The organism is Paraburkholderia sp. BL17N1 (assembly GCF_003634175.1).
In the GTDB taxonomy this organism is placed as follows: Bacteria; Pseudomonadota; Gammaproteobacteria; order Burkholderiales; family Burkholderiaceae; genus Paraburkholderia.
In genome coordinates, this window is sequence record NZ_RBIW01000001.1 from 1618594 (window position 1) to 1639919 (window position 21326).

At 63.2% G+C, this 21326-nt stretch carries 20 protein-coding genes and 1 pseudogene; 11 read left to right on the forward strand and 10 right to left on the reverse strand.

From position 1 onward, the window contains the following. Positions 1-181: 181 nt before the first annotated feature. The 5 genes from B0G82_RS07070 to pxpB form a co-directional block, all read right to left on the reverse strand. Positions 182-1138, reverse strand: coding sequence for a DUF979 domain-containing protein (locus B0G82_RS07070; RefSeq protein ID WP_121307044.1), 957 nt, complete (start codon positions 1136-1138; stop codon positions 182-184). After that, positions 1135-1884 (reverse strand): DUF969 domain-containing protein, encoded by a 750-nt coding sequence (locus B0G82_RS07075; RefSeq protein ID WP_121307045.1) that lies wholly within the window; start codon positions 1882-1884, stop codon positions 1135-1137. Before B0G82_RS07075 ends, B0G82_RS07070 begins: the two co-directional genes overlap by 4 nt. A gap of 288 nt (positions 1885-2172) precedes the next feature. Then, entirely contained in the window at positions 2173-2925 is a 753-nt protein-coding gene (gene pxpA, locus B0G82_RS07080; RefSeq protein WP_106284846.1) for a 5-oxoprolinase subunit PxpA, read from the reverse strand. Positions 2926-3023: 98 nt separating this feature from the next. Beyond that, the gene (locus B0G82_RS07085; RefSeq protein ID WP_116118478.1) at positions 3024-4076 is read right to left on the reverse strand and encodes a biotin-dependent carboxyltransferase family protein; all 1053 of its coding nucleotides are present in this window, start codon (positions 4074-4076) and stop codon (positions 3024-3026) included. Beyond that, entirely contained in the window at positions 4073-4726 is a 654-nt protein-coding gene (pxpB, locus tag B0G82_RS07090) for a 5-oxoprolinase subunit PxpB (protein WP_106284848.1), read from the reverse strand. Before pxpB ends, B0G82_RS07085 begins: the two co-directional genes overlap by 4 nt. A 207-nt stretch (positions 4727-4933) precedes the next feature. On the opposite strand from pxpB, the gene B0G82_RS07095 reads away from it, so the two are divergent. After that, positions 4934-5446, forward strand: coding sequence for a winged helix DNA-binding protein (locus B0G82_RS07095; protein WP_106284849.1), 513 nt, complete (start codon positions 4934-4936; stop codon positions 5444-5446). 43 nt (positions 5447-5489) lie between these two features. Here the strand turns inward: B0G82_RS07095 and B0G82_RS07100 are convergent, their stop codons facing one another. Continuing rightward, positions 5490-6032: a 5-formyltetrahydrofolate cyclo-ligase gene (locus B0G82_RS07100; protein ID WP_241974510.1), complete on the reverse strand. Its 543-nt coding sequence runs from the start codon at positions 6030-6032 to the stop codon at positions 5490-5492. A 77-nt stretch (positions 6033-6109) separates the two neighbouring features. Here B0G82_RS07100 and B0G82_RS07105 point away from each other — a divergent pair, with 77 nt between their 5' ends. The 4 genes from B0G82_RS07105 to B0G82_RS07120 all read left to right on the forward strand — a co-directional run bounded on the left by B0G82_RS07105 (position 6110) and on the right by B0G82_RS07120 (position 11022). Further along, the gene (locus tag B0G82_RS07105) at positions 6110-8077 is read left to right on the forward strand and encodes a lytic transglycosylase domain-containing protein (RefSeq protein WP_121307046.1); all 1968 of its coding nucleotides are present in this window, start codon (positions 6110-6112) and stop codon (positions 8075-8077) included. Between the two features lie 82 nt (positions 8078-8159). After that, positions 8160-9113: a complex I NDUFA9 subunit family protein gene (locus B0G82_RS07110; RefSeq protein WP_116143768.1), complete on the forward strand. Its 954-nt coding sequence runs from the start codon at positions 8160-8162 to the stop codon at positions 9111-9113. A gap of 26 nt (positions 9114-9139) precedes the next feature. After that, the gene (locus tag B0G82_RS07115; protein ID WP_106284852.1) at positions 9140-9793 is read left to right on the forward strand and encodes a glutathione S-transferase family protein; all 654 of its coding nucleotides are present in this window, start codon (positions 9140-9142) and stop codon (positions 9791-9793) included. Beyond that, entirely contained in the window at positions 9790-11022 is a 1233-nt protein-coding gene (locus B0G82_RS07120) for a multifunctional CCA addition/repair protein (protein ID WP_121307047.1), read from the forward strand. The genes B0G82_RS07115 and B0G82_RS07120 overlap by 4 nt, the downstream gene beginning before the upstream one ends. Before the next feature lie 122 nt (positions 11023-11144). Here the strand turns inward: B0G82_RS07120 and B0G82_RS07125 are convergent, their stop codons facing one another. Then, the gene (locus B0G82_RS07125; protein WP_241974511.1) at positions 11145-11477 is read right to left on the reverse strand and encodes a hypothetical protein; all 333 of its coding nucleotides are present in this window, start codon (positions 11475-11477) and stop codon (positions 11145-11147) included. Positions 11478-11503: 26 nt separating this feature from the next. On the opposite strand from B0G82_RS07125, the gene B0G82_RS07130 reads away from it, so the two are divergent. Next, entirely contained in the window at positions 11504-12769 is a 1266-nt protein-coding gene (locus B0G82_RS07130; RefSeq protein WP_116148735.1) for an IS256 family transposase, read from the forward strand. A 27-nt stretch (positions 12770-12796) separates the two neighbouring features. Here the strand turns inward: B0G82_RS07130 and B0G82_RS07135 are convergent. The 3 genes and pseudogenes from B0G82_RS07135 to B0G82_RS07145 form a co-directional block, all read right to left on the reverse strand. Further along, a pseudogene (locus B0G82_RS07135) lies at positions 12797-13759 on the reverse strand (IS4 family transposase); the annotation flags it as partial. Positions 13760-13969: 210 nt separating this feature from the next. Beyond that, positions 13970-14164 (reverse strand): DUF2905 domain-containing protein, encoded by a 195-nt coding sequence (locus B0G82_RS07140; RefSeq protein ID WP_012434650.1) that lies wholly within the window; start codon positions 14162-14164, stop codon positions 13970-13972. A 22-nt stretch (positions 14165-14186) separates the two neighbouring features. Continuing rightward, positions 14187-15377 carry a class I SAM-dependent methyltransferase gene (locus B0G82_RS07145; RefSeq protein WP_121307048.1) on the reverse strand — a complete coding sequence of 397 codons (1191 nt, stop codon included), beginning with the start codon at positions 15375-15377 and terminating at the stop codon, positions 14187-14189. A gap of 13 nt (positions 15378-15390) precedes the next feature. Here B0G82_RS07145 and B0G82_RS07150 point away from each other — a divergent pair, with 13 nt between their 5' ends. The 5 genes from B0G82_RS07150 to glmS all read left to right on the forward strand — a co-directional run bounded on the left by B0G82_RS07150 (position 15391) and on the right by glmS (position 21093). Further along, positions 15391-16209: an SDR family oxidoreductase gene (locus tag B0G82_RS07150; protein ID WP_116118472.1), complete on the forward strand. Its 819-nt coding sequence runs from the start codon at positions 15391-15393 to the stop codon at positions 16207-16209. Between the two features lie 90 nt (positions 16210-16299). Continuing rightward, positions 16300-16695, forward strand: coding sequence for a dihydroneopterin aldolase (locus B0G82_RS07155; RefSeq protein WP_012434647.1), 396 nt, complete (start codon positions 16300-16302; stop codon positions 16693-16695). Positions 16696-16698: 3 nt separating this feature from the next. Further along, positions 16699-17718 (forward strand): tRNA 2-thiocytidine(32) synthetase TtcA, encoded by a 1020-nt coding sequence (gene ttcA, locus B0G82_RS07160; RefSeq protein WP_121307049.1) that lies wholly within the window; start codon positions 16699-16701, stop codon positions 17716-17718. 126 nt (positions 17719-17844) lie between these two features. Next, the gene (gene glmU, locus B0G82_RS07165; protein WP_121307050.1) at positions 17845-19206 is read left to right on the forward strand and encodes a bifunctional UDP-N-acetylglucosamine diphosphorylase/glucosamine-1-phosphate N-acetyltransferase GlmU; all 1362 of its coding nucleotides are present in this window, start codon (positions 17845-17847) and stop codon (positions 19204-19206) included. A gap of 69 nt (positions 19207-19275) precedes the next feature. Further along, positions 19276-21093, forward strand: a complete 1818-nt coding sequence (gene glmS, locus B0G82_RS07170) for a glutamine--fructose-6-phosphate transaminase (isomerizing) (protein WP_116143782.1) — start codon at positions 19276-19278, stop codon at positions 21091-21093. Positions 21094-21326: the final 233 nt, after the last annotated feature.

The window sequence follows — 21326 nt, forward strand, 5'->3', positions numbered from 1 at the left end:
GCGCGCGCCGCCGCGTGTGGATGGGAGAGCGTCCAGCATCGTATGGTCGCCCCCCATTTCCCGACGATCGGACGCATCCTAATTCGGTCGCATCCAGGCGTTCCAGTGAGTCCATTTCACCAACGCATCGCAGAGCGGTCCGACGATACGTCGGTGTTTATCGACATCAGCGGTGCGAGTCCTACAGAAACATCAGAAAGTTCAGCAGCAAGATATTCACGATCAGCAAGGTCAGCGCAGTGGGAATCTGCACCTTGATCACCGCGTTCTTGTCCGGCAGTTCCAGCAGCGCGGCCGGCACCATGTTGAAGTTCGCGGCCATTGGCGTCATCAGCGTGCCGCAGTAGCCGGAGAACATGCCGATCGCGACCATCACGGCCGGGTTGCCGTGAAACACGCCCACCAGAATCGGCACGCCGACGCCGCCCGTCATCACCGGGAACGCGGCGAAGCCGTTGCCCATCACCATGGTGAAGAGCGCCATGCCGATGCAGTACACGGCCACCGCAATGAAGCGGTAGTCGAGGCTGATGTACGCCGTGGTCACATGCGCGACGGCCTTGCCGACGCCCGCATCCGAGAACACGAGACCGAGCATGCCGAGCATCTGCGGCAGCACGGCGGCCCACGACAGCGCGTCGACGAGGCGGCGCGCTTCCTTCATCGACTGGCCGACGGTGTCGCGCGTCATCACGCAGGCAATTGCCAGCGCGATGACGCAGCCGATGCCGAAGCCGATCAGCGTGACGTTCGCCTTCTCGATCAGCGGCATGCCGTTGAACACCAGATGGCTCGCCGACAGCGTGATGATCACGGTGACGACCGGAATGGTCAGCGCGGGCACGAACAGCTTGTTACGCAGACGCGCGGCGCTCGCCTTGCGCGCTTCGAGCGACAGCACCCTGGGCTTGCCCGCGGTCACGCCGCCGAAGCCGGCAATCAGCGCCATGACGATCACGAGCACGCCGACCACGGCGGGCGGCAGCTTATCGCCGATCAGGAAGATCAGCGCGTAGAGAATCCAGAAGCCGCCGGCGGTGAAACGGCGCGGATGATCCTTGTCCGTGACGATCATGCCGCCGACTACCAGCAGCACGAGGCCCAGCAGCCAGAAAAGATAGGTGATCGTGAATGTCATGCTTTGTCTCCTGCCGCGGATTGCGTCGACGAACCGGCGGCGTTGCTCGCCGTGGCATTGCCGCGCAGTTCGCGTTCGAGCCTGCGATCGAGCAGATACAGGCGGAAGCCGTGAATGAGAAACGCGCAAATGGCGGTCGGAATGCCCCACACGGCCACGTGAATCGGTTCGACGATGATTCCCGCTTCCTTGAGGAAGGTGGTCATCAGCACGATCGCGCCGAACGCGACGAAAATGTCCTCGCCGAAGAAGAGGCCCACGTTGTCGGTCGCGGCGGAGAACGCGCGCAGTTTGAAACGCACCGCGTCGCTGATCTTGCCGAAGCGGGTTTCGGTCGCGCCTTCGGCCATCGGCGCGATCAGCGGACGCACCATCTGCGGATGGCCGCCGAGCCCAGTCAGGCCGACCGCGGCGGTTAGCTCGCGCACCAGCAGATAGACGATCAGAAGTCGCCCTGCGGTCGCGGCCTTGATGCTGCCGATCCAAGTTTGCGCCCGTTCACGCAGGCCGTGCCGTTCAAGCAAGCCGATCACGGCGAGCGGAAGAAGAATGATCAGCGGGATATTGCGGGTCTTGATGAAGCCGGTGCCGATATCGGCGAGAATCTTTTCAGGCGGGAAGTGCGCGGCCAGGCCCGTGATGACCGCGGCGACCGCCACGATCAGCATCGGATTGAACCGCAATAAAAAGCCGACGATGATGACGGCCACGCCAATGAGCGGCCATAGACTGACTGTTGTCTGCATCTGGATCTCCAAACAGGGTTTCAACCTCGCCGCTTGTGACGGCTAACGTGGGCCGGCGGCTGGTCGTCCAGACGCCGTCTTGTTGCCACGGCTCTTGACGGCCGCGTTTGCTTCGAACTACACCTGCATTTACACCTGCGCCTGCTGATCGACTGCGGGTACTGCAATGTGTCCTGTACCTGGCAAACGCCCCGCTTGAAGCGGGGCGTTGCAAGGTGCACGAGGTTTGAATCGCGCTGTCCGGCTCGCGCTTCTGGCGACACTTCTGGCGACGCTTTGGCCAGCGCTTCAGGCGCGCGCCGCACCGGCCGCGTGGACCTCGATGCCCGCGTCCTGCAACGCGCCGCGAATGCGCCGCGCGAACGCCAGCGCATGCGGCCCGTCGCCGTGCAGGCAGATGGTCTGCGCGTTCAGCGACACCCATTGACCGTCCACGGCCTGCACGCGTTGCTCGCGAATCATTGCGAGCGTGCGCGTCAGCACTTCGTCTTCGTCGTCGAGCAGCGCGCCGGGCTCTTTGCGCGGCACCAGCGAACCGTCCGCGCGATAGCCGCGATCGGCGAAGACTTCTTCGACGGCGACGAGACCCGCGTTGCGCGCGGCCGTCACGAGTCCGCTGTTGGCCAGCGCGAACACCGCCACCGACGGATCGAAATCGTGCACTGCGGAGACGATGGCGTCGGCAATCTTGTTGTCACGCGCGGCCTGGTTATACAGCGCGCCGTGCGGCTTGACGTGCGCGATGCGCCCGCCTTCAGCCTGGGCAATCGCCGACAGCGCGCCGAGCTGATACAGCACGCCCGCGTAGATGTCGTTGGCCGGCAGATCCATTTCCTTGCGGCCGAAATTTTCCGGATCGTTGAAGCTCGGATGCGCGCCGATCGACACGCCTTTCTCCACCGCCCAACGCACGCAGTCGCGCATCGCATTGGCGCCGCCCGCATGCCAGCCGCACGCGATGTTGGCCGAGCTGACCAGGTCGAGCAGTGCCTCGTCGGACCCGCAGCCTTCGCCGAGATCGGCGTTCAAATCGATTTCCATGGTGTTCCTCTACTTTTCAACAAAACGCCGGGGTGCCGCGGGTTTTCCTGGGCTCCCTCGGCGGCCGGCGCAAAGCGCCGGCTTGGAGACGCTCATCGTTACAGTGCCGCGACGGCCGCTTGCCGTGCGCAGCGTTCTTCATGCATTGCGATTGCGGCGTCGATCTGCCGCAAATACGTGCGTTCGTCCAGTAGAGCCTGGCGCGCCTCGTAGGGCGTCGTCGGGATGAAGCGGACCGCGGCGTTCAGGCGGACTTGCGCGAGCTTCCACAGATCGGCCTGAATCACCGCGCCGATCTTCGGATAGCCGCCGGTGGTTTGCGCGTCGCTCATCAACACGATCGGCTGGCCGTTCGGCGGCACCTGGATCGTGCCGGGCAGCACAGCGTGCGAAAGCAGATCGGCCTTGCGCGTGCGCTTGAGTTCGGTGCCCGCGAGGCGGTAGCCCATGCGATTACTGTTCGGCGTGACGAGCCATTCATCGGACCAGAACGACTCGTGGGCTTCATCGGTGAAGCTCTCGTATTCCGGCCCGCGCAGTACGCGGATCGGCACCGCCCACGGCACGCCCGACGGATGACGGCCGCGCCGCAGCGGCTCATGCACCAGCACGAACTTGCACCAGGCGGGCGCCTTTACGCCGAATTCCGGCGCCTCGGAGGTAAAGCCGAGATGGCCGCGCTGTGGCGGCGCGCCGACCGGCAGGCGGTCGCCGTCGCGCAGCGCGCGGCCGCCGAGTCCGCCGAAATGGCCGGCCAGATCGGTGCTGCGCGAGCCGAGCATCGGCAGGACGTCGACGCCGCCCGCCACGCACACATAGCCGCGCATGCCGCGCTTCGCCGCATTGAGCACCAGCTCCTGGCCGGCCTGCACCGGCAGGCTCCACCATGAGTACACCGGCTTGCCGTCGAGCGTTGCGCCGAATTCGGTGCCGGTGATAGCGACCCGCGTGGCGCGCAGAAAGCGCAGCACGGTCGGGCCGAAGGTGATCTCCAGACCCGCCGCATCGGGCCGGTTGCCGACCAGCCGGTTGCCGACTTCGAGCGACAGACGATCGAGCGCGCCACCCATCGCGACGCCGAGGTGCCGGTAGCCGTGGCGGCCGAGATCCTGAATCGTGGTCAATAGACCCGCGCGAATCACATCGATCATGCGTGTATCCCCGCGATCGTGAAGCGCACCCGGTCGCCCGGCTGCAACAGCGTGGGCGGCCGGCGCGCCGGGTCGAACAGCGGCAGCTCGGTGCGGCCGATCAACTGCCAGCCGCCGGGCGAAGTGGCCGGATAAATCCCGGTCTGCTCGCCACCGATGCCGACTGAGCCGGCCGGCACTTCGAGCCGCGGCGACGCGCGACGCGGCGTATGCAGCGCGGCTTCGAGGCCGCCCATATAGGCGAAGCCCGGCTGGAAGCCGAGAAAGAACACCACGTACTCGCCCTGCGAATGACGTTCGACGACCTCGCGCACGCTCAAGCCCGTGTGATTGGCGACCGTTTGCAGATCGGGGCCGAACTCGCCCCCGTACTGCACCGGAATCTCAACTTCGCGGCCCGGCGCGGGCGCGTCGCTCACCGCATCCCACGCCGCTTGAAGATGACTCACCAGCGCGTCGCGGTCGGCTTCGAGCGGGTCGAAGACGAGCGTGAGGTTGTTCATGCCCGGCACCACCTCCAGCACATGCGGCCAGTCGCGCGCGGCCTCGGCGGCCGCCCACACGCGCCGCTGGCATTCCAGCGTGGCGGGCGGCGGCGCCTCGCAGACTAGCGCGGCATCGCCGAGCGGAAAAATTCTAGGTTGGCTCATGGATCAAGGGCCCAGGTCGAGTCGGAGGATTCGGGCACGGCACGCCCTCTGATCGGTTATCGACATCGGGCAGGCGACGGTTGAAGCGTACATTATCAATAAAATATCAACAATTTCTCAATAAGCGTTTGTGCCAGGCTCCCTGGGAGCGAACGCGCGTCGTACACTCCCGACACCTTCCCAACCTGTTTGCCGAGAATCGTCACCATGTCGCGCCATCCCACCAAGATCGTCTCCTCGGAACATCTCGTGTCCGAGACCAGCGCGGAACTGTCCGAACTCGAGTACGCGCTCATCATGGCGGGCAATGCATTCAACCGATGGATGGTGCGCTGCATGTCGGCGGCCGGCGAAAAGGACATGACCGCGATCGAGGTCTCGCTGCTGCACCACGTCAGCCATCGCGAGCGACGCAAGAAGCTGGCGGACATCTGCTTCGTGCTGAACATCGAGGACACGCACGTCGCCACTTACGCGTTGAAGAAGCTCGTAGCTAGAGGGTATGTAAAAAGCGAAAAGACCGGCAAGGAAGTGTTTTTCTCGGCGACCGATGCGGGCCGCGAGCTCTGTCTGAAATATCGCGAGGTGCGCGAGAGCTGTCTGATTTCGACGCTGAAGGAAAGCGGTCTTACCAACGAGCAGATCGGCGAAGCGGCGCAACTGATGCGCAACGCGTCAGGTCTTTACGACACGGCGGCGCGGGCGGCGGCGTCTTTATAACGCAGGGCTGTCTGTTTGCCGCAGCGCGGCGCTTGCCAGATGCTCAGTCCACCGGGCGCGGATAGAGTGCAGCCTCGGTGACGATCAGGTCGAGCGGAATGTCGTGGACTTCGCGTAGAAATGACTGTGTGCGGCATGCTTCATACGCGATGCCGACCGTGATCGGCCGAGTCTCCCCGGGCCACGCAGCCAGCGTGCGATCGTAATAGCCGCCGCCGTAGCCGAGCCGGTAGCCGTGTGAATCGAAGCCCACGCACGGCACGAACAGCAGTTGCGGAATCACAATCCGCCCGGACGTGGGCTCGCCGATCTTGTGATGGCCTATCCTCATCGGCGTGGTGGGGGTCCATGCGTGAAACTCAAGCGGGGCGCTACGTTCCTTGACGACCGGCAGACTCGCCTCGCGTTGCGCATTTGCCGCGAGCCAGACCGAGATAGCGGGGCGCGCGTCGAACTCGCCGGCGAGCGGCCAGTAAAATCCCACGCTGTGCACGCCGTACTGCTTCAATGCATCGAGCAGGTGCCGCGCGAGCGCGGTATTGTGCGCCGGCTCGGAAGCGGCTTGCAGCCTTGCTTCCAATAGCATTTTCCGCAGCGCCTTTTTCGATTCCGCGGCAGGGTTGCATGCTATGCTTGGGTTCAATTCGCGCTCCAGAAACAACGATGTCAAAACGCCTTTACCGAGTATATCGCGCGGCCGGTCTGGCGCTTGCCGCTGCGGCACTCGTCGCGTGCAGCACGGCCTCCGCCGTCAAGCCCCTTCCCCTTTCGCAACTCACGAACGACGACCAGATCTTCGTCCAATTGCGCGAAGCCTCTCGCAATAATGACGCAGGGCGCGCCGCGCAACTGGCCGCCATGATCCCGAGCTACCCGGCGCCTTCGTATCTGGAGTACTTCCAGATCAAGCCGCAGTTGTTCGATTCGAGCGGCCACGCGCGGATCGACGCGCCGGACGCGCCGGTGCTGGCGTTCCTGCAGAAGTACGACGGCCAGGCGATCGCCGACCGCATGCGCAACGACTACCTCACGGTGCTCGGGGCGCGGCACGACTGGCGCAACTTCGATCAGCAATACGCCCGCTTCGTGCTGAACGACGACACGCAGGTGAAGTGCTACGCGCTCGAATCGCGTGCCTCGCGCGGCGAGAATGTGGCCGACGCGGCGCGCGCGCTACTGGTCGATCCGAAGTGGTACGGCGACGGCTGCGTCGATCTGATCACCTCGCTGTCCATCAACCAGCAGTTCACTTCCGCCGACGTGTGGCAGCAGATTCGCCTCGCCTACGAACAGAACTACACCAACACGGGCGCGAAGCTCGTCGACGCGCTCAGCAACCAGCCACCCGATCCGGTGCTGTTCAATCAGGCCACCACTACGCCGCCGTTGCTGCTGGCGCGTGGTGTAGGTCCGGATACGCAGTCGCATCAACTGGCGCTGCTGGCCATCACGCGGATGGCGCGCAACGATCCGGCCATGGCCGCAGCCACGTTCGCGTCGGTGGCGCCGTCGCTGAGCTCGCCCGAACGCGCCATCGGCTGGGGCACGATTGCCTATCAGGCGGCCGCTAAACAGATGCCGAGCGCGGTGGACTGGTATCGCCTGTCGGCGAATGCGCCGCTGTCGAACCCCGCCTATGAATGGCGCACCCGCACCGCCTTGCTCGCGGGCGACTGGACGATGGTGCGCTGGTCGATCGAACAGATGCCTGCTGCGCTGCGCAATCAGCCGTCGTGGGTGTATTGGCATGCCCGCGCGCTCAAGCAGGCCGGCGACACGACCACGGCCAACCAGGAATTCGAGTCGATCTCGCAGGGCTATAACTTCTACGGCCAACTGGCGGCGGAAGAGTTGGGCCAGAAGATCACGGTCCCGCCGAAAACCACGGTGAGCGACGCCGAAGTGCAGCAGGCCGGCAATACGCCCGGTTTCGATCTGGCGCAGCGTTTCTACGCGCTGAATCTGCGGCTCGAAGGCAATCGCGAATGGAACTGGCCGCTGCGCACCATGAGCGACCGGCAACTGATCGCGGCCGCCGAATACGCACGCCGTATCGAGCTGTACGACCGCACCGTCAATACCGCGGACCGCACGAAGAGCGAGCATGATTTCTCGCTGCGGTATCTGTCGCCGTTCAAGGATATCGTCGAGCGCGATTCGCAGTCGAATGGCCTGGATGTGGAATGGGCCTACGGCCTGATTCGCCAGGAGTCGCGCTTCATCATGAACGCGCGCTCGGAAGTCGGCGCGAGCGGTTTGATGCAATTGATGCCGGGTACCGCGCAACTGGTCGCGAAGAAGATCGGCCTCGGTCCGATCTCGCGCGAGCAGATGAACGACATCAACACCAACATCCTGCTCGGCACGAACTATCTGTCGATGATCTACAATCAGTTCGATGGATCGGCCGTGTTAGCCACCGCGGGCTATAACGCCGGCCCCGGCCGTCCGCGCAACTGGCGGCAGTCCTTGCAGCATCCGGTGGAAGGCGCGATCTTCGCCGAGGCGATTCCGTTCCAGGAAACGCGCGACTACGTTAAGAATGTGTTGTCCAACACGGTCTACTACGCGGCATTGTTCGAAGGCCGTCCGCAATCGCTGAAGGCGCGTCTGGGTTACATCGCGCCGTAAAGCGCCGTGCCGCCGCCGCTTCATTCAGAGGCGGCGGCGCGCCACGCCAGCCGTTGCCGCGGCTTCCACCAGGGAGTCGAAAATGCGACATAAAGCCATTGCGATCATTGGAGGCTCCGGTTTTATCGGCAGCCATCTCGTCAACGCCCTCGTCGAAATGGGCAAAGACGTGCGCATCGCCACCCGGCGGCGCTACAACGCCCGCCATCTCACCCTCTTGCCCATCGACGTGATCGAAGCGGACGTGTTCGATCCGGTTCAGCTCGCGCGCTTCGTCGAAGGCGCGGATTGCGTGATCAATCTGGTGGCCACGCTGCACGGCAAACGCGGCACGCCGTACGGTCCGGAATTCGCGCGGATGCATGTGGAATTGCCGACCAAAATCGTCGCCGCATGCGAAGGCAAGGGCGTGCACCGGCTGCTTCATATCAGTGCGCTTGGCGCCGACCCGAACGGGCCGAGCATGTACACACGCTCGAAGGGCGACGGCGAGAAGGCCGTGCACGCCGCGAATCTGGCGTGGACGATTTTCCGGCCCTCCGTCGTGTTCGGCCCGGAAGATCAATTCCTCAACAAGTTCGCCATGTTGCAACGGATGTTTCCGGTGATTCCGCTTGCCATGCCGGATGCGAAATTCCAGCCAGTCTATGTCGGCGATGTGGCGAAGGCGATCGTCAATGTGCTCGATCTCGACGCCGCCGGCGGACGCACCTATGAACTGGGCGGCCCGACCGTTTACTCGCTCGAAGATCTCGTCAAATATTGCGGCGATGTGATCGGCAAGCATGCACGCATCATCCGCCTGCCGGAAGCGTTCGCGCGGCTGCAGGCGCTGACCTTCGAAATGGCGCCAGGCGAACCGGTGATCTCGCGCGACAATCTCGATTCGATGAAAGTCGACAACGTGTTGAGCGGACCGCTTGCGCCCGAACTCGGCATCGAGCCGGCCAGCATCGAAACGATCGCGCCGATCTACCTGACCGGCGCGTCGACGCGTTCACGTTTCGACGCATTCCGCGCCAGCGCGGGACGTTAAATTTCCTCTCATTCCTTGTGCAAAGCATGAAGCTGCTTATTGGTGATAAGAACTACTCGTCATGGTCGATGCGGCCGTGGCTGCTATTCAAACATTTCGGCATTCCGTTCGAGGAAGTGTTGATTCATCTGAATCAGCCGGACACCAACGCGAAAGTGCTCGCGCTTGCGCCGTCGGGGCCGGGCAAGATCCCTTGCATGGTCAACGACGACGGTTCCGCCACATGGGATTCCCTGGCGATCGCCGAAACGCTGGCCGAGCGCTTTCCCCAACATGCGCTGTGGCCGCGCGACGCGGCGGCGCGCAGCCGCGCACGTAGCGTGAGCGCGGAAATGCATTCGGGCTTCGGGGAATTGCGCTCGGACATGTGGATGAACATTCGCGCGTCGTTTCCGGGCAAGAATGCAACGCCGGGCGCGTTGGCAAATATTGCGCGAATCGAGGCGATCTGGCGCGACTGTCTCGACGCTTACGGCGGCCCGTTTTTGTTCGGCGAGTTCAGCATTGCCGACGCAATGTACGCGCCAGTCGTGATGCGCTTTAACACGTGGCAACCCGCGTTGTCGGAAGTCTCCAAAGCTTATATGCGGCGCGTAACCGAACTGCCGGCGGTGAAGGCGTGGATCGACGACGCGCTGAACGAAACGCACGCGGTTGCCTACCTAGACGTATGCCCATGAACATCTACGCTGTAGGAGGCGCGATTCGCGACGAGTTGCTGGGCGTTCCCGTGCAGGACCGTGATTACGTGGTGGTCGGCGCGACGCCGGAGCAGATGGTGGCGCAAGGCTACCGGCCGGTCGGCAAGGATTTTCCGGTGTTCCTGCATCCGCAGACGCACGAGGAGTACGCGCTCGCCCGCACGGAGCGCAAGACGGCGGCAGGCTATCACGGCTTTCAGTTCTTTTATGCGCCGGACGTGACGCTCGAGGAAGACCTGGCGCGCCGCGACCTGACCATCAACGCCATGGCGCGTGAAGTGCGTCCGGACGGCGAGTTGACCGGCCCGGTGATCGATCCGTTCAACGGCCAGGGTGACTTGCAGGCTCGCCTGTTTCGTCACGTCAGCGACGCGTTTCTCGAAGACCCCGTGCGGATTTTGCGGATCGCGCGGTTTGCGGCGCGCTTTGTGGATTTCACTGTCGCGCCGGAGACGTTGACGCTCATGCGCAAGATGGTGGCTGACGGCGAAGTGGATGCGCTGGTGGCCGAGCGCGTGTGGCAGGAAGTGTCGCGCGGCTTGATGGAGAAGAAACCGTCGCGGATGTTCGAGGTGCTGCGCGAGTCTGGGGCGTTGGCACGGATTCTGCCCGAGATTGACGCGCTGTTTGGCGTGCCGCAGCGTGCCGATTATCACCCTGAGGTCGATACGGGTGTGCACGTGATGATGGTGGTCGATCATGCCGCGCAGCAGGGCTACGCGCTGCCGGTTCGATTTGCCGCGCTGGCGCATGATCTCGGCAAGGCGACCACACCGGAAGACGTGTTGCCGCGGCATATCGGCCACGAGGCGCGCAGTGTGGATCTGTTGAAGCCGTTATGCGAGCGGTTGCGGGTGCCGAACGACTGCCGCGATCTTGCGGTGCTGGTCGCGCGGGAGCATGGCAATATTCATCGCGTGATGGAAATGGGCGCTGCCGCGCTGGTGAGGTTGCTTGAGCGTAGTGATGCGATTCGGAAACCTGCGCGGTTTGCTGAAGCCTTGCAGGCGTGTGAGGCGGATGCTCGCGGGCGGTTGGGGTTTGAGATGCGGGAGTATCCGCAGGCTGAGAGGTTGAGAGTCGCTCTTGTCGCTGCGCGTGGCGTCGATGCCGGTGCTGTGGCTAAGCGGCTTGCTGATGCGCCTGCTGGGATTAAGGATGCTGTGCATCAGGAGCGGGTGCGGGCTGTGGAGTTGGCTATTGCATGAGGGTTGGGGCGGCTCGGTTGTTGGGTTTCGTTATGCTTGGGGTGTTGGGCCTTTGCTTGAATTTTTAGTGGTCTATTGGCGTTGCCCCGCACAGCAATGCTCTCAACTTAAGCTCCGCTGCATCAAGCAAGTTTGTACGCGAGGTGGAAGTGGGGCTTGGCTTTTCTGGGTGGTCTTGTATAGGAGCGTGAGGGCTGTATCCGGCATCGGGTCTGTTGGATCATTTCCAGCACACCGGCGAGGCCGTCCAGGCAGCGCTGGATGCGCAGAAGACACGCGCCGAGGATGGGCTTGAGTGCGCCCAGTGCATACACCCGGTTAGGACGGCTGGCATGTCTGTCGTCGTGCGGCGCATCGAGATCGCTGAGCAGGGTGAACAGGTTGTCGGCGAGGATTTTTGCGCCGAAGTCCTGCTGTAAGGACCTATCCGTAATTTCGTGGGCGGGGCATATCATGAGGGATCAAGGTCATGGATATGCCGATGAAAAAGAAACGCACCGTCGCGTCTCAGGCAGCGGCCCGCGGGCCGCTGCCTGAACTGCCTGAAGCGCTGCTGGATGAACTGGTGAAGGGTCCGATGACGCCCGCCGAGGTTCAGGACCTGATGCTGGCGTTCAACAAGGCGCTCATCGAGCGCGCGATGGGCGCCGAAATGAACATGCATCTGGGCTACCGGCCCGGCCAGCCCAAGCCTGCGGAGCAGACCAATGAACGCAACGGCGCCAGCGGCAAGACAGTCATCACCGAGCGTGGCCCGGTGCGGGTCGATCTGCCGCGCGACCGTGAAGGCAGCTTCGAGCCGATCCTGATTCCCAAACACGAGCGCCGTTTCACGGGCTTCGACGAACGCATCATTGCCATGTACGCACGCGGCATGAGCGTGCGCGAGATCCAGGCGTTTCTGGCCGAAAGCTATGGCACCGAGGTCTCGCCCGACTTCATCAGTTCGGTCACCGATGAGGTGATGGCCGAAACGCTTGCCTGGCAAAGCCGTCCACTTGAGCCGATGTACCCGGTGGTGTTCTTCGACGCGCTGCGCGTGAAGATCCGTGGTGACGGTGTGGTGAGCAATAAGGCGGTGTATCTGGCGCTGGGCATTCAGGCCGACGGCCAGCGCGACGTGCTCGGCCTGTGGATCGAGCAGACCGAAGGTGCGAAGTTCTGGCTGAAGGTGTTCAATGAACTGAAGACCCGGGGCTGCCAGGACATCCTGATCGCGGTGGTCGACGGCCTGAAGGGGCTGGCCGAGGCGATCGGCACGGCGTACCCGCGCACGGCCGTGCAGACCTGCATCGTGCACCTGATCCGCAACAGCCTGGAATACGCCAGTTACAAGGACCGCAAAGGCGTCGCCGCAGCGCTGCGTCCGGTCTATGCCGCCGCGAACGAACAGGCCGCGCAGCAGGCCCTGGAGGCCTTTGCCGAAGGGCCATGGGGCGCGAAGTATCCGACCATCGTGCAGTCGTGGCGACGGGCGTGGGAGAACGTCACACCGTTCTTCGTGTTTCCGCCCGACATACGCCGTGTCGTCTACACCACGAATGCCATTGAGAGCCTGAACATGCAACTACGCAAGATCATCAAGACCCGCGGCCACTTCCCCAACGACGAGGCCGCCATCAAGCTATTGTGGCTGGCATTGCGCAACGTGCTGGCGAAGTCTGTACGGGCGGCATTCGACTGGTCCTCCGCCATGAACCAGTTCGCTATTCTGTTTGGAGAGCGTTTTACCAACGCACGCGGGTAACTCCGCTAACCGCCTCGCACACAAAAATGCGGACAGGCTCTGCTGTAACGCCAGGTAATCGAGGCCTGTGACGGCTTCCAGCCGCAGCCGGTGCTTGAGTCGTTTGAACGCTTCCTCGACCCGCCAGCGCTGGTGATAGAGTGCGCCGAACGATGCCGCCGGATAACGCCCGCCATCGAGCAGCGAGGTCATCAGCACCCGCACGCGACCGCCCGGCGTGACGTCGCGGATCAGGCGAACAGTGGTGGGCGTACGCGCCAGTTCATAGTCGCGGGCATCCAGTTCGCTGGGCGCGTCCAGTGTCACCACACGCTCGGCTTTACCGCTGCGGGCAAAGGCGCTGACGCATTTCCAGTTACGCGCATCGACGCGCATGCAGAACGGGATTTCGCGCTGTGCGAGCGCGGCCACCATCGCGTTGCCGATATAGCCGCGATCGAGCAGCAGCAGGTCGGTATGCGGTTGCAGCACATCGAGGGCTTCGAACAGCATCTGCCGCTCGCCGCCGTCGGCGGGATGAAGTGCAGCGTGCAGGGTCAGTTCGGAACCCGGCAGGAATAGCGCAAACGCGTAGTGATCGGCGCGCAGTTCATGGCCGCGACGCGTGCCCACACGCAGGCGGCTGCCATCAGCGGCGACCAGCCTCAGGCCGTGCCAGCGCATCGAATCGATATGGGGTTGGGCCAGCGAGATCAGGCGGGCGCGGGCCAGCTCGAACAGTTCGGCAGACACGCCCCGTCGCGCCTTGCTGAAGGCCTGTGCGCTGACAGCGCGGGTGCGCCCGCCGCGGCTTCCCAGTGCGCCGAATAGCGCGTCAAGTTCGGCCTGCACACTGGCGCACATGCCCGACATCATCAGCGCGGCCATGCGCGGCAAGGTCAGTGTGCGATTGCGGGTAAAGGCGGTGGGAGAACGACGCACGCGATCGGCGAGCGCCGGATCGAACAGGAATTCGGAGAACTCAGCCAGAAGCCTTGAGGACGCTGGTATTTGAGTTCATATCGTTGATTTATCAGTGAGTTATGCGATGAAGTTTACAGGGCTAACGCCCTGTATACAAGCCCTTCGAGGCTTAAGTTGAGAGCATTGCCCCGCACAGGGGCAACGCCAATAGACCACAAACAAAGCAAGGAAAGGCCAACACCCCAAGGCAATCAGAAAAAAAGAAAGCCCCCCACCGCCAAAGGCAAAACCCCCACCCTACAAAACCCTGGCAACAATCGACAACACCATAGAAAGCACCAACGTCGACATAAACGGAAACGGATACTCCCGCCCAAAAATCCGCAAAGTCACATCACCGGGCAAGCGCCCAATGCCAATCTTCCTAAGCCACGGCCAGCAGGACGACAACACCGCCACCGCAATAAAGGTAGTCAACAGCCAGCGAATCATGGCCGCCTCCTGAAGCAAAAATTCACAACGTATGCGACCGGTCGCCGCTGGAAAACGCCTGCAGCGTGTCATCCAGTCCGCGAGAAAACGCGATCACCTTGAACAGTTCGCCCATCTCCGCCTCCGACAACAACTTCTGCACCGCATTCGCCGCAGGCAAATATCTCGCTGTATCCGCAGGATCGATTTCAGATAACACGTCGGTAATCCCGGCATTCAGCAGAAACCGCGCTTGCGACGTAAAGCCCAGCAAATCCGCGCCCGTCTCGACGCCCGCTTCGGCGATGCCGGTAAATTCCACATGCGCCGTGATGTCCTGCAACCCCGGATAGAGGAACGGATCGCCATGCGCCCGATGCCGGTAGTGACACATCAACGTGCCCTGTGCGCGCTGCGCATGGTAATACTCGTGACGCGGAAAACCATAGTCGATGAAGAAGGCCGCGCCGCGCGCAAGCATCGTGCAGATGGTGCGTGTGAATGCGCTCGCCGCGTCGTGCGTCTCGGTCACGTAGTCTTCGCCGGCGGTTTCGATTTCCGACAGCAGCGCGAGGTCCGCCGCGGCGGACACAGGCCGGTCGTCGAACGCGAACGCCTCGTTGCGCCACACCACACCGCGCTCGAGCCAGGCCCCGCCGTTGAATGCAAACAACCGCACCGGCATCGCGTCCAACACCTCGTTGCCGATCACCACGCCCTCGAACCGCTCAGGCAAAGCATCCAGCCAGCGCACTTTGGCGGCAAGCGTGGGCGCGACGGCTTCAATCGTTTCCCGTTGGCGTTCACGCAGCTCGCCGGACAGATCCACGATCGAGTAGCTGTTGAATTCCGCACCCAATGCGTCGAGCGCGTTCAGCACGCCGGCGGCGAGTTTGCCCGTGCCGGCGCCGAATTCCATCACGTCGCGCGTGCCGCACGCTTGCAAGGCCTCGGCCACCGGGCGCGCCAGCGTCGCGGCGAACAGCGGCGACAGCTCCGGGGCGGTAACGAAGTCGCTGCCGTCGTCGCCGCGCAGCCCGAATTTGCGGGCGCCGCCGCTGTAATAGCCGAGTCCCGGCGCGTACAGCGCACGTTCCATGTAGCGGTCGAACGGCAACCAGCCGTTGGCGGCGTCGAGCTCCGTACGGATCTGCGCGACCAGCGCTTCGGACTGCGCAAGCGCGCTCGGGCCGGGAGCAGGTAAACTATCGGGTTGGTGAGCTTTGGGATTCATCCTCGCATTGTAAATGACCGCCTCTCTGGACACCGCCGCCCCCCGCGCGCCCGACACGCCGCGCGTCGTGCTGATTACCGGCGCCGCCCGCCGTATCGGACGGGCACTCGCACTCGGCTTTGCCGCGCGTGGCTGGGACGTGGCCGTCCATTACGGCGCTTCGCGCGAGGAAGCGGGCGAACTGGTCGCTGAAATCACCGCCTTGGGCCGCCGGGCTGTCGCCTTGCAGGCCGAATTGGGCGATGAGGCCCAGGTCGAACGCCTTTTGCCGGCTTGTATCGACGCCTTGGGCCGGCCGTCGTGTATCGTCAACAATGCGTCGCGCTTCGAGGAAGACACGGCGCAGACCGTCGGTTACGACCTGCTGCTGAAGCTGACCGCGATGAACGTCGCCGCGCCGCTGGTGCTGGCGCGCAGGCTGTTCGAGGCGACGCCGGAAGCCGCGCGCACCGACGAAAGCCTGCGCGGCGTCGTCATCAACGTGCTGGATCAGAAGCTGTACAACATGAACCCGGACTATCTGTCGTACACGCTGACCAAGGCGGCGTTGCAGACGGCCACGGTCGCGCTGGCGCAGGCGTTGGCGCCGAAAGTGCGCGTGGTCGGGCTGGCGCCCGGTCTGACGATGCAATCCGGCGATCAAACGCCGGACGGTTTCGCCGCCGCTCACCGTACTACGCCTTTGGGCCGCGCGTCGCGGGCCGAGGATATTGTCGCCGCCGCGCTGTATCTCGCGGATGCAGCGGGCGTCACCGGAACGACGCTGGTGGTCGACGGCGGGCAGCACCTCGTGCCCCTGCCGCGCGACGTTATGTTTTTGACGGGCGCCTGAAGCGCGCGCGGCCGGCCGTATCAGCGGCGGCCGCCGCGCTGTGAAGCGTCCCTTTGCGTGCTCCGCACGCCTTTTTCGACTGGAACGAACATGTTTGCCGCTCTTTCGCATCCCCGGCTCGCCGATTGCCGCCGGCTCTTTCTGCGCAATTACGAAGTGCATATCAACATCGGCGTGCACGACTTCGAAAAGCGCGGCGAACAGCGCGTCGTGATCAACGTCGAACTGTTCGTGCCGCTCGCGCTGTCCACGCCGGTTCAGGACAAGCTGAACGAAGTCGTCGACTACGACTTCATGCGCTCCACCATTTCGCGCCGGGTCGAGCAAGGCCACATCCACTTGCAGGAAACGCTTTGCGACGACCTCGTCAAGACCATGCTCGAGCATCCGCAAGTGCGGGCCGCGCGCGTGTCGACGGAAAAGCCGGACGTTTATCCTGACTGCGACGCGGTGGGCGTCGAAGTCTTCCGTATCAAAGAGGATTGAGCCATGAATGCTCCGGAAATCCTGAACGGCGCCGCGACCGTCGCCACCGCCTCGCCTGCCGATGCAAGCGAGGCCGGGCAAGCCGCCGCGCGCGCCAAGACGCCGCTCACGCGCCGTGAGCAGAAGGAAGCGTACGAGAACAACAAGCTCTTCAAGCGGCTCGCGCGCCAGGTCGGCGAGGCAATCGTCGACTTCAACATGATCGAGAACGGCGACAAGGTCATGGTGTGCCTGTCGGGCGGCAAGGACAGCTACGCGATGCTCGAAATTCTGATGCGGCTGCGCGAGCGCGCGCCGATCAACTTCGATATCGTCGCGGTGAACCTCGACCAGAAGCAGCCAGGCTTTCCCGAGCACGTGCTGCCCGAGTACCTGAAGCAGCTCGACATTCCGTTTCATATCGAGAATCAGGACACGTACAGCATCGTCAAGCGGCTGGTGCCGGAGGGTAAGACTACCTGCTCGCTATGCTCGCGACTGCGGCGCGGCATTCTTTACCGCGTGGCCGGCGAACTCGGCGCGACCAAGATCGCGCTCGGCCATCATCGCGACGACATTCTACAAACGCTGCTGCTGAACATGTTTTACGGCGGCAAGCTGAAGGGCATGCCGCCCAAGCTGCAATCGGACGACGGCAAGAATATCGTGATTCGCCCGCTCGCCTACGTGAAGGAAACAGATCTGGAGAAGTACGCCGAGCTGCGTGAATTCCCGATCATTCCGTGCAACCTGTGCGGCAGTCAGCCGAATCTGAAGCGCGCGGAAATGAAGGCGCTCGTGCGCGATTGGGAGAAGCGCTTCCCAGGACGCATCGAAAATATGTTCAATGCCTTGTCCAACGTCGTGCCCTCGCATTTGATGGACCACAAGCTGTTCCCGTTCGCGGGCCTGCGAGCGACCGGCGAGGCCGATCCGCAAGGCGATATCGCCTTCGACGAAGAGCCGTGTTCGACCGATGCCGGAGAAAGCGCAATGCCCGGCGCAACAAAGTCGATTTCCATCGTCCAGTTCGACGATCTTTGACAAAAAACGCCCGTGGTATGGGCGTTTCCGCACATTGCAGTACACATCGAGGCCGCCACAGCGGCCCTTTTCGCTAGAGGGTGCGTGTTAGAATCGTCGCCTCCAAACTCGTCTATTTGCCGTGCCATGAACATTGTGATTTTGGCGGCAGGCACCGGCAAGCGCATGCGGTCCGCGCTTCCCAAGGTGCTTCATCCCCTGGCTGGCCGGCCGCTGCTCGCTCACGTCATCGACACGGCTCGCACGCTCAAGCCCACGCATCTCGTCGTGGTGATCGGCCATGGCGCCGAAGCGGTGCGCAAAGCGGTTGCCGCTCCGGACGTGCAGTTCGCCGTGCAGGAACAGCAGCTCGGCACGGGGCACGCGGTGCAACAGGCGTTGCCGCTGCTCGATCCGTCCGCGCCCACGCTGGTGCTTTACGGCGACGTGCCGCTCACGCGCGCCGGCACACTGCAGGCGCTGACCGAGCGTGCGGGGCAAGGTGGTTACGGCGTGCTCACCGTCACGCTCGCGGACCCGAGCGGCTACGGCCGGATCGTGCGTGATGCACAAGGCAAGGTGGCACGCATCGTCGAGCAGAAAGACGCCACGCCCGAGCAGCTCGAGATTGCCGAGATCAACACCGGCATCATCGTCGCGCCGACGGAGCGTTTGGGCGGCTGGCTTGCCGCGCTGAAGAACGACAATGCGCAAGGCGAGTTCTATCTGACCGACGCAGTCGAGATGGCAATCGAAGCCGGACTCGAAGTCGTGACCACGCAGCCGGAAGACGAGTGGGAAACGCTTGGCGTAAATAGCAAGCAGCAGCTTGCCGAACTCGAGCGCATTCATCAGCACAACGTGGCGGATGCGCTGCTGGTCGCGGGCGTAACGCTCGCCGATCCGGCGCGGCTTGATGTGCGCGGCACGCTCGAATGCGGCCGCGATGTCTCGATCGACGTGAACTGCGTGTTCGAAGGCCGCGTGACGCTGGCTGACAACGTCACCATCGGACCGAACTGCGTGATCCGCGATGCGAGCATCGGCGCCGGCACGCGCGTCGACGCGTTCACGCACATCGAGGGCGCCGAAGTCGGCGCGAATGCCGTGCTCGGACCGTATGCGCGCTTGCGCCCCGGCGCGTCGCTGCACGACGAGTCGCATGTCGGCAACTTTGTCGAGGTGAAGAACGCCGTGTTGGGCCGCGGTTCGAAAGCGAACCACCTCACGTATATCGGCGACGCGGATATCGGCGCGCGCGTGAACATCGGCGCGGGCACCATCACCTGCAATTACGACGGCGCGAACAAGTTCCGCACGATCATCGAAGACGACGTGTTCGTCGGTTCGGATACGCAACTGGTTGCGCCGGTGCGCGTGAAGCGCGGCGCGACCATCGCGGCGGGCACCACGGTCTGGAAGGACGTCGAAGCCGACGCGCTGGCCCTGAACGAAAAGACGCAAACGAGCAAAACGGGCTACGTGCGTCCGACCAAAAAGAAGAGCTGATAGGCATGGTGCGCGTAACAGGCGCGCTCATTGAAATCCAGCACCTAGAGCACTCAAAAGGAATGAGCCATGTGTGGCATTGTCGGCGCGGTAGCGCAACGTAACATCGTTCCCGTCCTGATCGAAGGACTGCGTCGCCTCGAATATCGCGGCTACGATTCGTGCGGCGTGGCCGTGCTCGGCGAAAACGGTCCGCGTCGCGCGCGCAGCGTGGCGCGCGTGGCCGATCTCGACGAGCAGGTGCGCGAGAGCCACCTCGAAGGCATCACGGGCATCGCCCACACGCGCTGGGCGACGCACGGTGCACCGGTCACGGACAACGCACACCCGATCTTCTCGAAAGATACTCTGGCGTTGGTACACAACGGCATCATCGAGAACTACGAATCGCTGCGTGAAATGCTGCGTGGCAAGGGTTATACGTTTGTCTCGCAGACCGACACCGAGGTTATCGCGCATCTGATTCATAGCATGTATCGCGGCGATCTGTTCGCGGCGGTGCGTGAAACCGTCGGGCAATTGCACGGCGCTTATGCGATCGCTGTGTTGCATAAGGACCAGCCGCATACCGTGGTCGGCGCGCGGCAGGGTTCGCCGCTGGTGGTCGGGCTCGGCCAGGGCGAGAACTTCCTCGCCTCGGACGCGTTGGCGCTTGCGGGCAGCACCGAACGGTTCATCTTCCTCGAAGAAGGCGACGTGTGCGAACTGTCGCTAGAGGGCGTGCGAATCGCCGATCGCGACGGCAATGAAACGCCGCGCGAAGTGCGTGAGGTAGCGGCATATGGCGGCGCGGTCGAACTCGGTCCTTATCGCCACTTCATGCAGAAAGAAATTTTCGAGCAGCCGCGCGCGATTACGGACACGATTCCGCAAGCGGATTCGTTCGATGCATCGCTGTTCGGCGAGGGCGCGGGCAAAGTGTTCGCGGAGATCGACAGCCTTTTGATTCTGGCGTGCGGCACGAGCTACTACTCGGGGCTGACGGCGAAGTACTGGCTCGAATCGATCGCGAAGATTCCGACTCAGGTGGAAATTGCCAGCGAGTACCGCTACCGTGAGTCGGTGGCGAACCCGAAGCAGCTGGTGGTGGTGATCTCCCAATCGGGCGAAACGGCGGACACGCTCGCCGCGCTCAAGCATGCGCAGGGACTCGGTCACAAGCATACGCTGGCGGTCTGCAACGTCGGTACGAGCGCGATGGTGCGCCAGACGGAATTCTCGTTCCTGACGCACGCGGGCCGCGAAATCGGCGTGGCGTCGACCAAGGCGTTCACCACGCAACTGGTTGCGCTATTCGTGCTGGCGGCGACGCTGGGCAAGATGCGCGGTCGTGTGAATGAAGAGCAGGAAGCGGAATACCTGAAGCAGCTGCGCCACTTGCCTGCGGCGTTGAATAGCGTGCTGGCGCTGGAGCCGCAGATCATCGCGTGGTCGGAAGAGTTTTCGCGCAAGGAACATGCGCTGTTCCTCGGGCGTGGCCTGCATTATCCGATCGCGCTCGAAGGCGCGCTGAAGCTTAAGGAGATCTCGTATATTCACGCCGAGGCTTATCCGGCCGGTGAGTTGAAGCATGGGCCCCTCGCGCTCGTGACGGAAGCGATGCCGGTGGTGACGGTGGCGCCGAACGACGCGCTGCTGGAAAAGCTGAAGTCGAATATTCAGGAAGTGCGCGCGCGCGGCGGCGAGCTGTATGTGTTCGCGGATGCGGATACGAAGATCGTCAATGACGAAGGTCTGCATGTGATCCGGATGCCGGAGCACTATGGTTTGTTGTCACCGATCTTGCATGTGGTGCCGCTGCAGTTGCTGGCGTATCACACGGCATGTGCGCGGGGCACGGATGTGGACAAGCCGCGGAACCTGGCGAAGTCGGTGACGGTGGAGTGATTGCCGGGCTGGGTCGTTGACGGTTGTTGTTAGCATGTAATCGAAGCGCTTCTACCTCACGGGTAGAAGCGCTTCGCGCTTTACGGCATCTTATTCGTTGCCGACGGCCTTTGAGCCCACGCATATAAGTGCAATCGCTCAAGGAGCCCGACTTAGGTCCTTCTGCCGCGGTCAATTTGAGCCGGTACGACGATGAATTCGCCGAGTTCATCGCCATACGTCACGACGTTCCC

What these genes read in the sequence shown, in the direction of transcription:
- B0G82_RS07070 (WP_121307044.1), bottom strand. Translation starts at nt 1,138, where the DNA reads ATGACATTCACGATCACCTATCTTTTCTGGCTGCTGGGCCTCGTGCTG.
- B0G82_RS07075 (WP_121307045.1), bottom strand. Translation starts at nt 1,884, where the DNA reads ATGCAGACAACAGTCAGTCTATGGCCGCTCATTGGCGTGGCCGTCATC.
- pxpA (WP_106284846.1), bottom strand. Translation starts at nt 2,925, where the DNA reads ATGGAAATCGATTTGAACGCCGATCTCGGCGAAGGCTGCGGGTCCGAC.
- B0G82_RS07085 (WP_116118478.1), bottom strand. Translation starts at nt 4,076, where the DNA reads ATGATCGATGTGATTCGCGCGGGTCTATTGACCACGATTCAGGATCTC.
- pxpB (WP_106284848.1), bottom strand. Translation starts at nt 4,726, where the DNA reads ATGAGCCAACCTAGAATTTTTCCGCTCGGCGATGCCGCGCTAGTCTGC.
- B0G82_RS07095 (WP_106284849.1), top strand. Translation starts at nt 4,934, where the DNA reads ATGTCGCGCCATCCCACCAAGATCGTCTCCTCGGAACATCTCGTGTCC.
- B0G82_RS07100 (WP_241974510.1), bottom strand. Translation starts at nt 6,032, where the DNA reads ATGCTATTGGAAGCAAGGCTGCAAGCCGCTTCCGAGCCGGCGCACAAT.
- B0G82_RS07105 (WP_121307046.1), top strand. Translation starts at nt 6,110, where the DNA reads ATGTCAAAACGCCTTTACCGAGTATATCGCGCGGCCGGTCTGGCGCTT.
- B0G82_RS07110 (WP_116143768.1), top strand. Translation starts at nt 8,160, where the DNA reads ATGCGACATAAAGCCATTGCGATCATTGGAGGCTCCGGTTTTATCGGC.
- B0G82_RS07115 (WP_106284852.1), top strand. Translation starts at nt 9,140, where the DNA reads ATGAAGCTGCTTATTGGTGATAAGAACTACTCGTCATGGTCGATGCGG.
- B0G82_RS07120 (WP_121307047.1), top strand. Translation starts at nt 9,790, where the DNA reads ATGAACATCTACGCTGTAGGAGGCGCGATTCGCGACGAGTTGCTGGGC.
- B0G82_RS07125 (WP_241974511.1), bottom strand. Translation starts at nt 11,477, where the DNA reads ATGATATGCCCCGCCCACGAAATTACGGATAGGTCCTTACAGCAGGAC.
- B0G82_RS07130 (WP_116148735.1), top strand. Translation starts at nt 11,504, where the DNA reads ATGAAAAAGAAACGCACCGTCGCGTCTCAGGCAGCGGCCCGCGGGCCG.
- B0G82_RS07140 (WP_012434650.1), bottom strand. Translation starts at nt 14,164, where the DNA reads ATGATTCGCTGGCTGTTGACTACCTTTATTGCGGTGGCGGTGTTGTCG.
- B0G82_RS07145 (WP_121307048.1), bottom strand. Translation starts at nt 15,377, where the DNA reads ATGAATCCCAAAGCTCACCAACCCGATAGTTTACCTGCTCCCGGCCCG.
- B0G82_RS07150 (WP_116118472.1), top strand. Translation starts at nt 15,391, where the DNA reads ATGACCGCCTCTCTGGACACCGCCGCCCCCCGCGCGCCCGACACGCCG.
- B0G82_RS07155 (WP_012434647.1), top strand. Translation starts at nt 16,300, where the DNA reads ATGTTTGCCGCTCTTTCGCATCCCCGGCTCGCCGATTGCCGCCGGCTC.
- ttcA (WP_121307049.1), top strand. Translation starts at nt 16,699, where the DNA reads ATGAATGCTCCGGAAATCCTGAACGGCGCCGCGACCGTCGCCACCGCC.
- glmU (WP_121307050.1), top strand. Translation starts at nt 17,845, where the DNA reads ATGAACATTGTGATTTTGGCGGCAGGCACCGGCAAGCGCATGCGGTCC.
- glmS (WP_116143782.1), top strand. Translation starts at nt 19,276, where the DNA reads ATGTGTGGCATTGTCGGCGCGGTAGCGCAACGTAACATCGTTCCCGTC.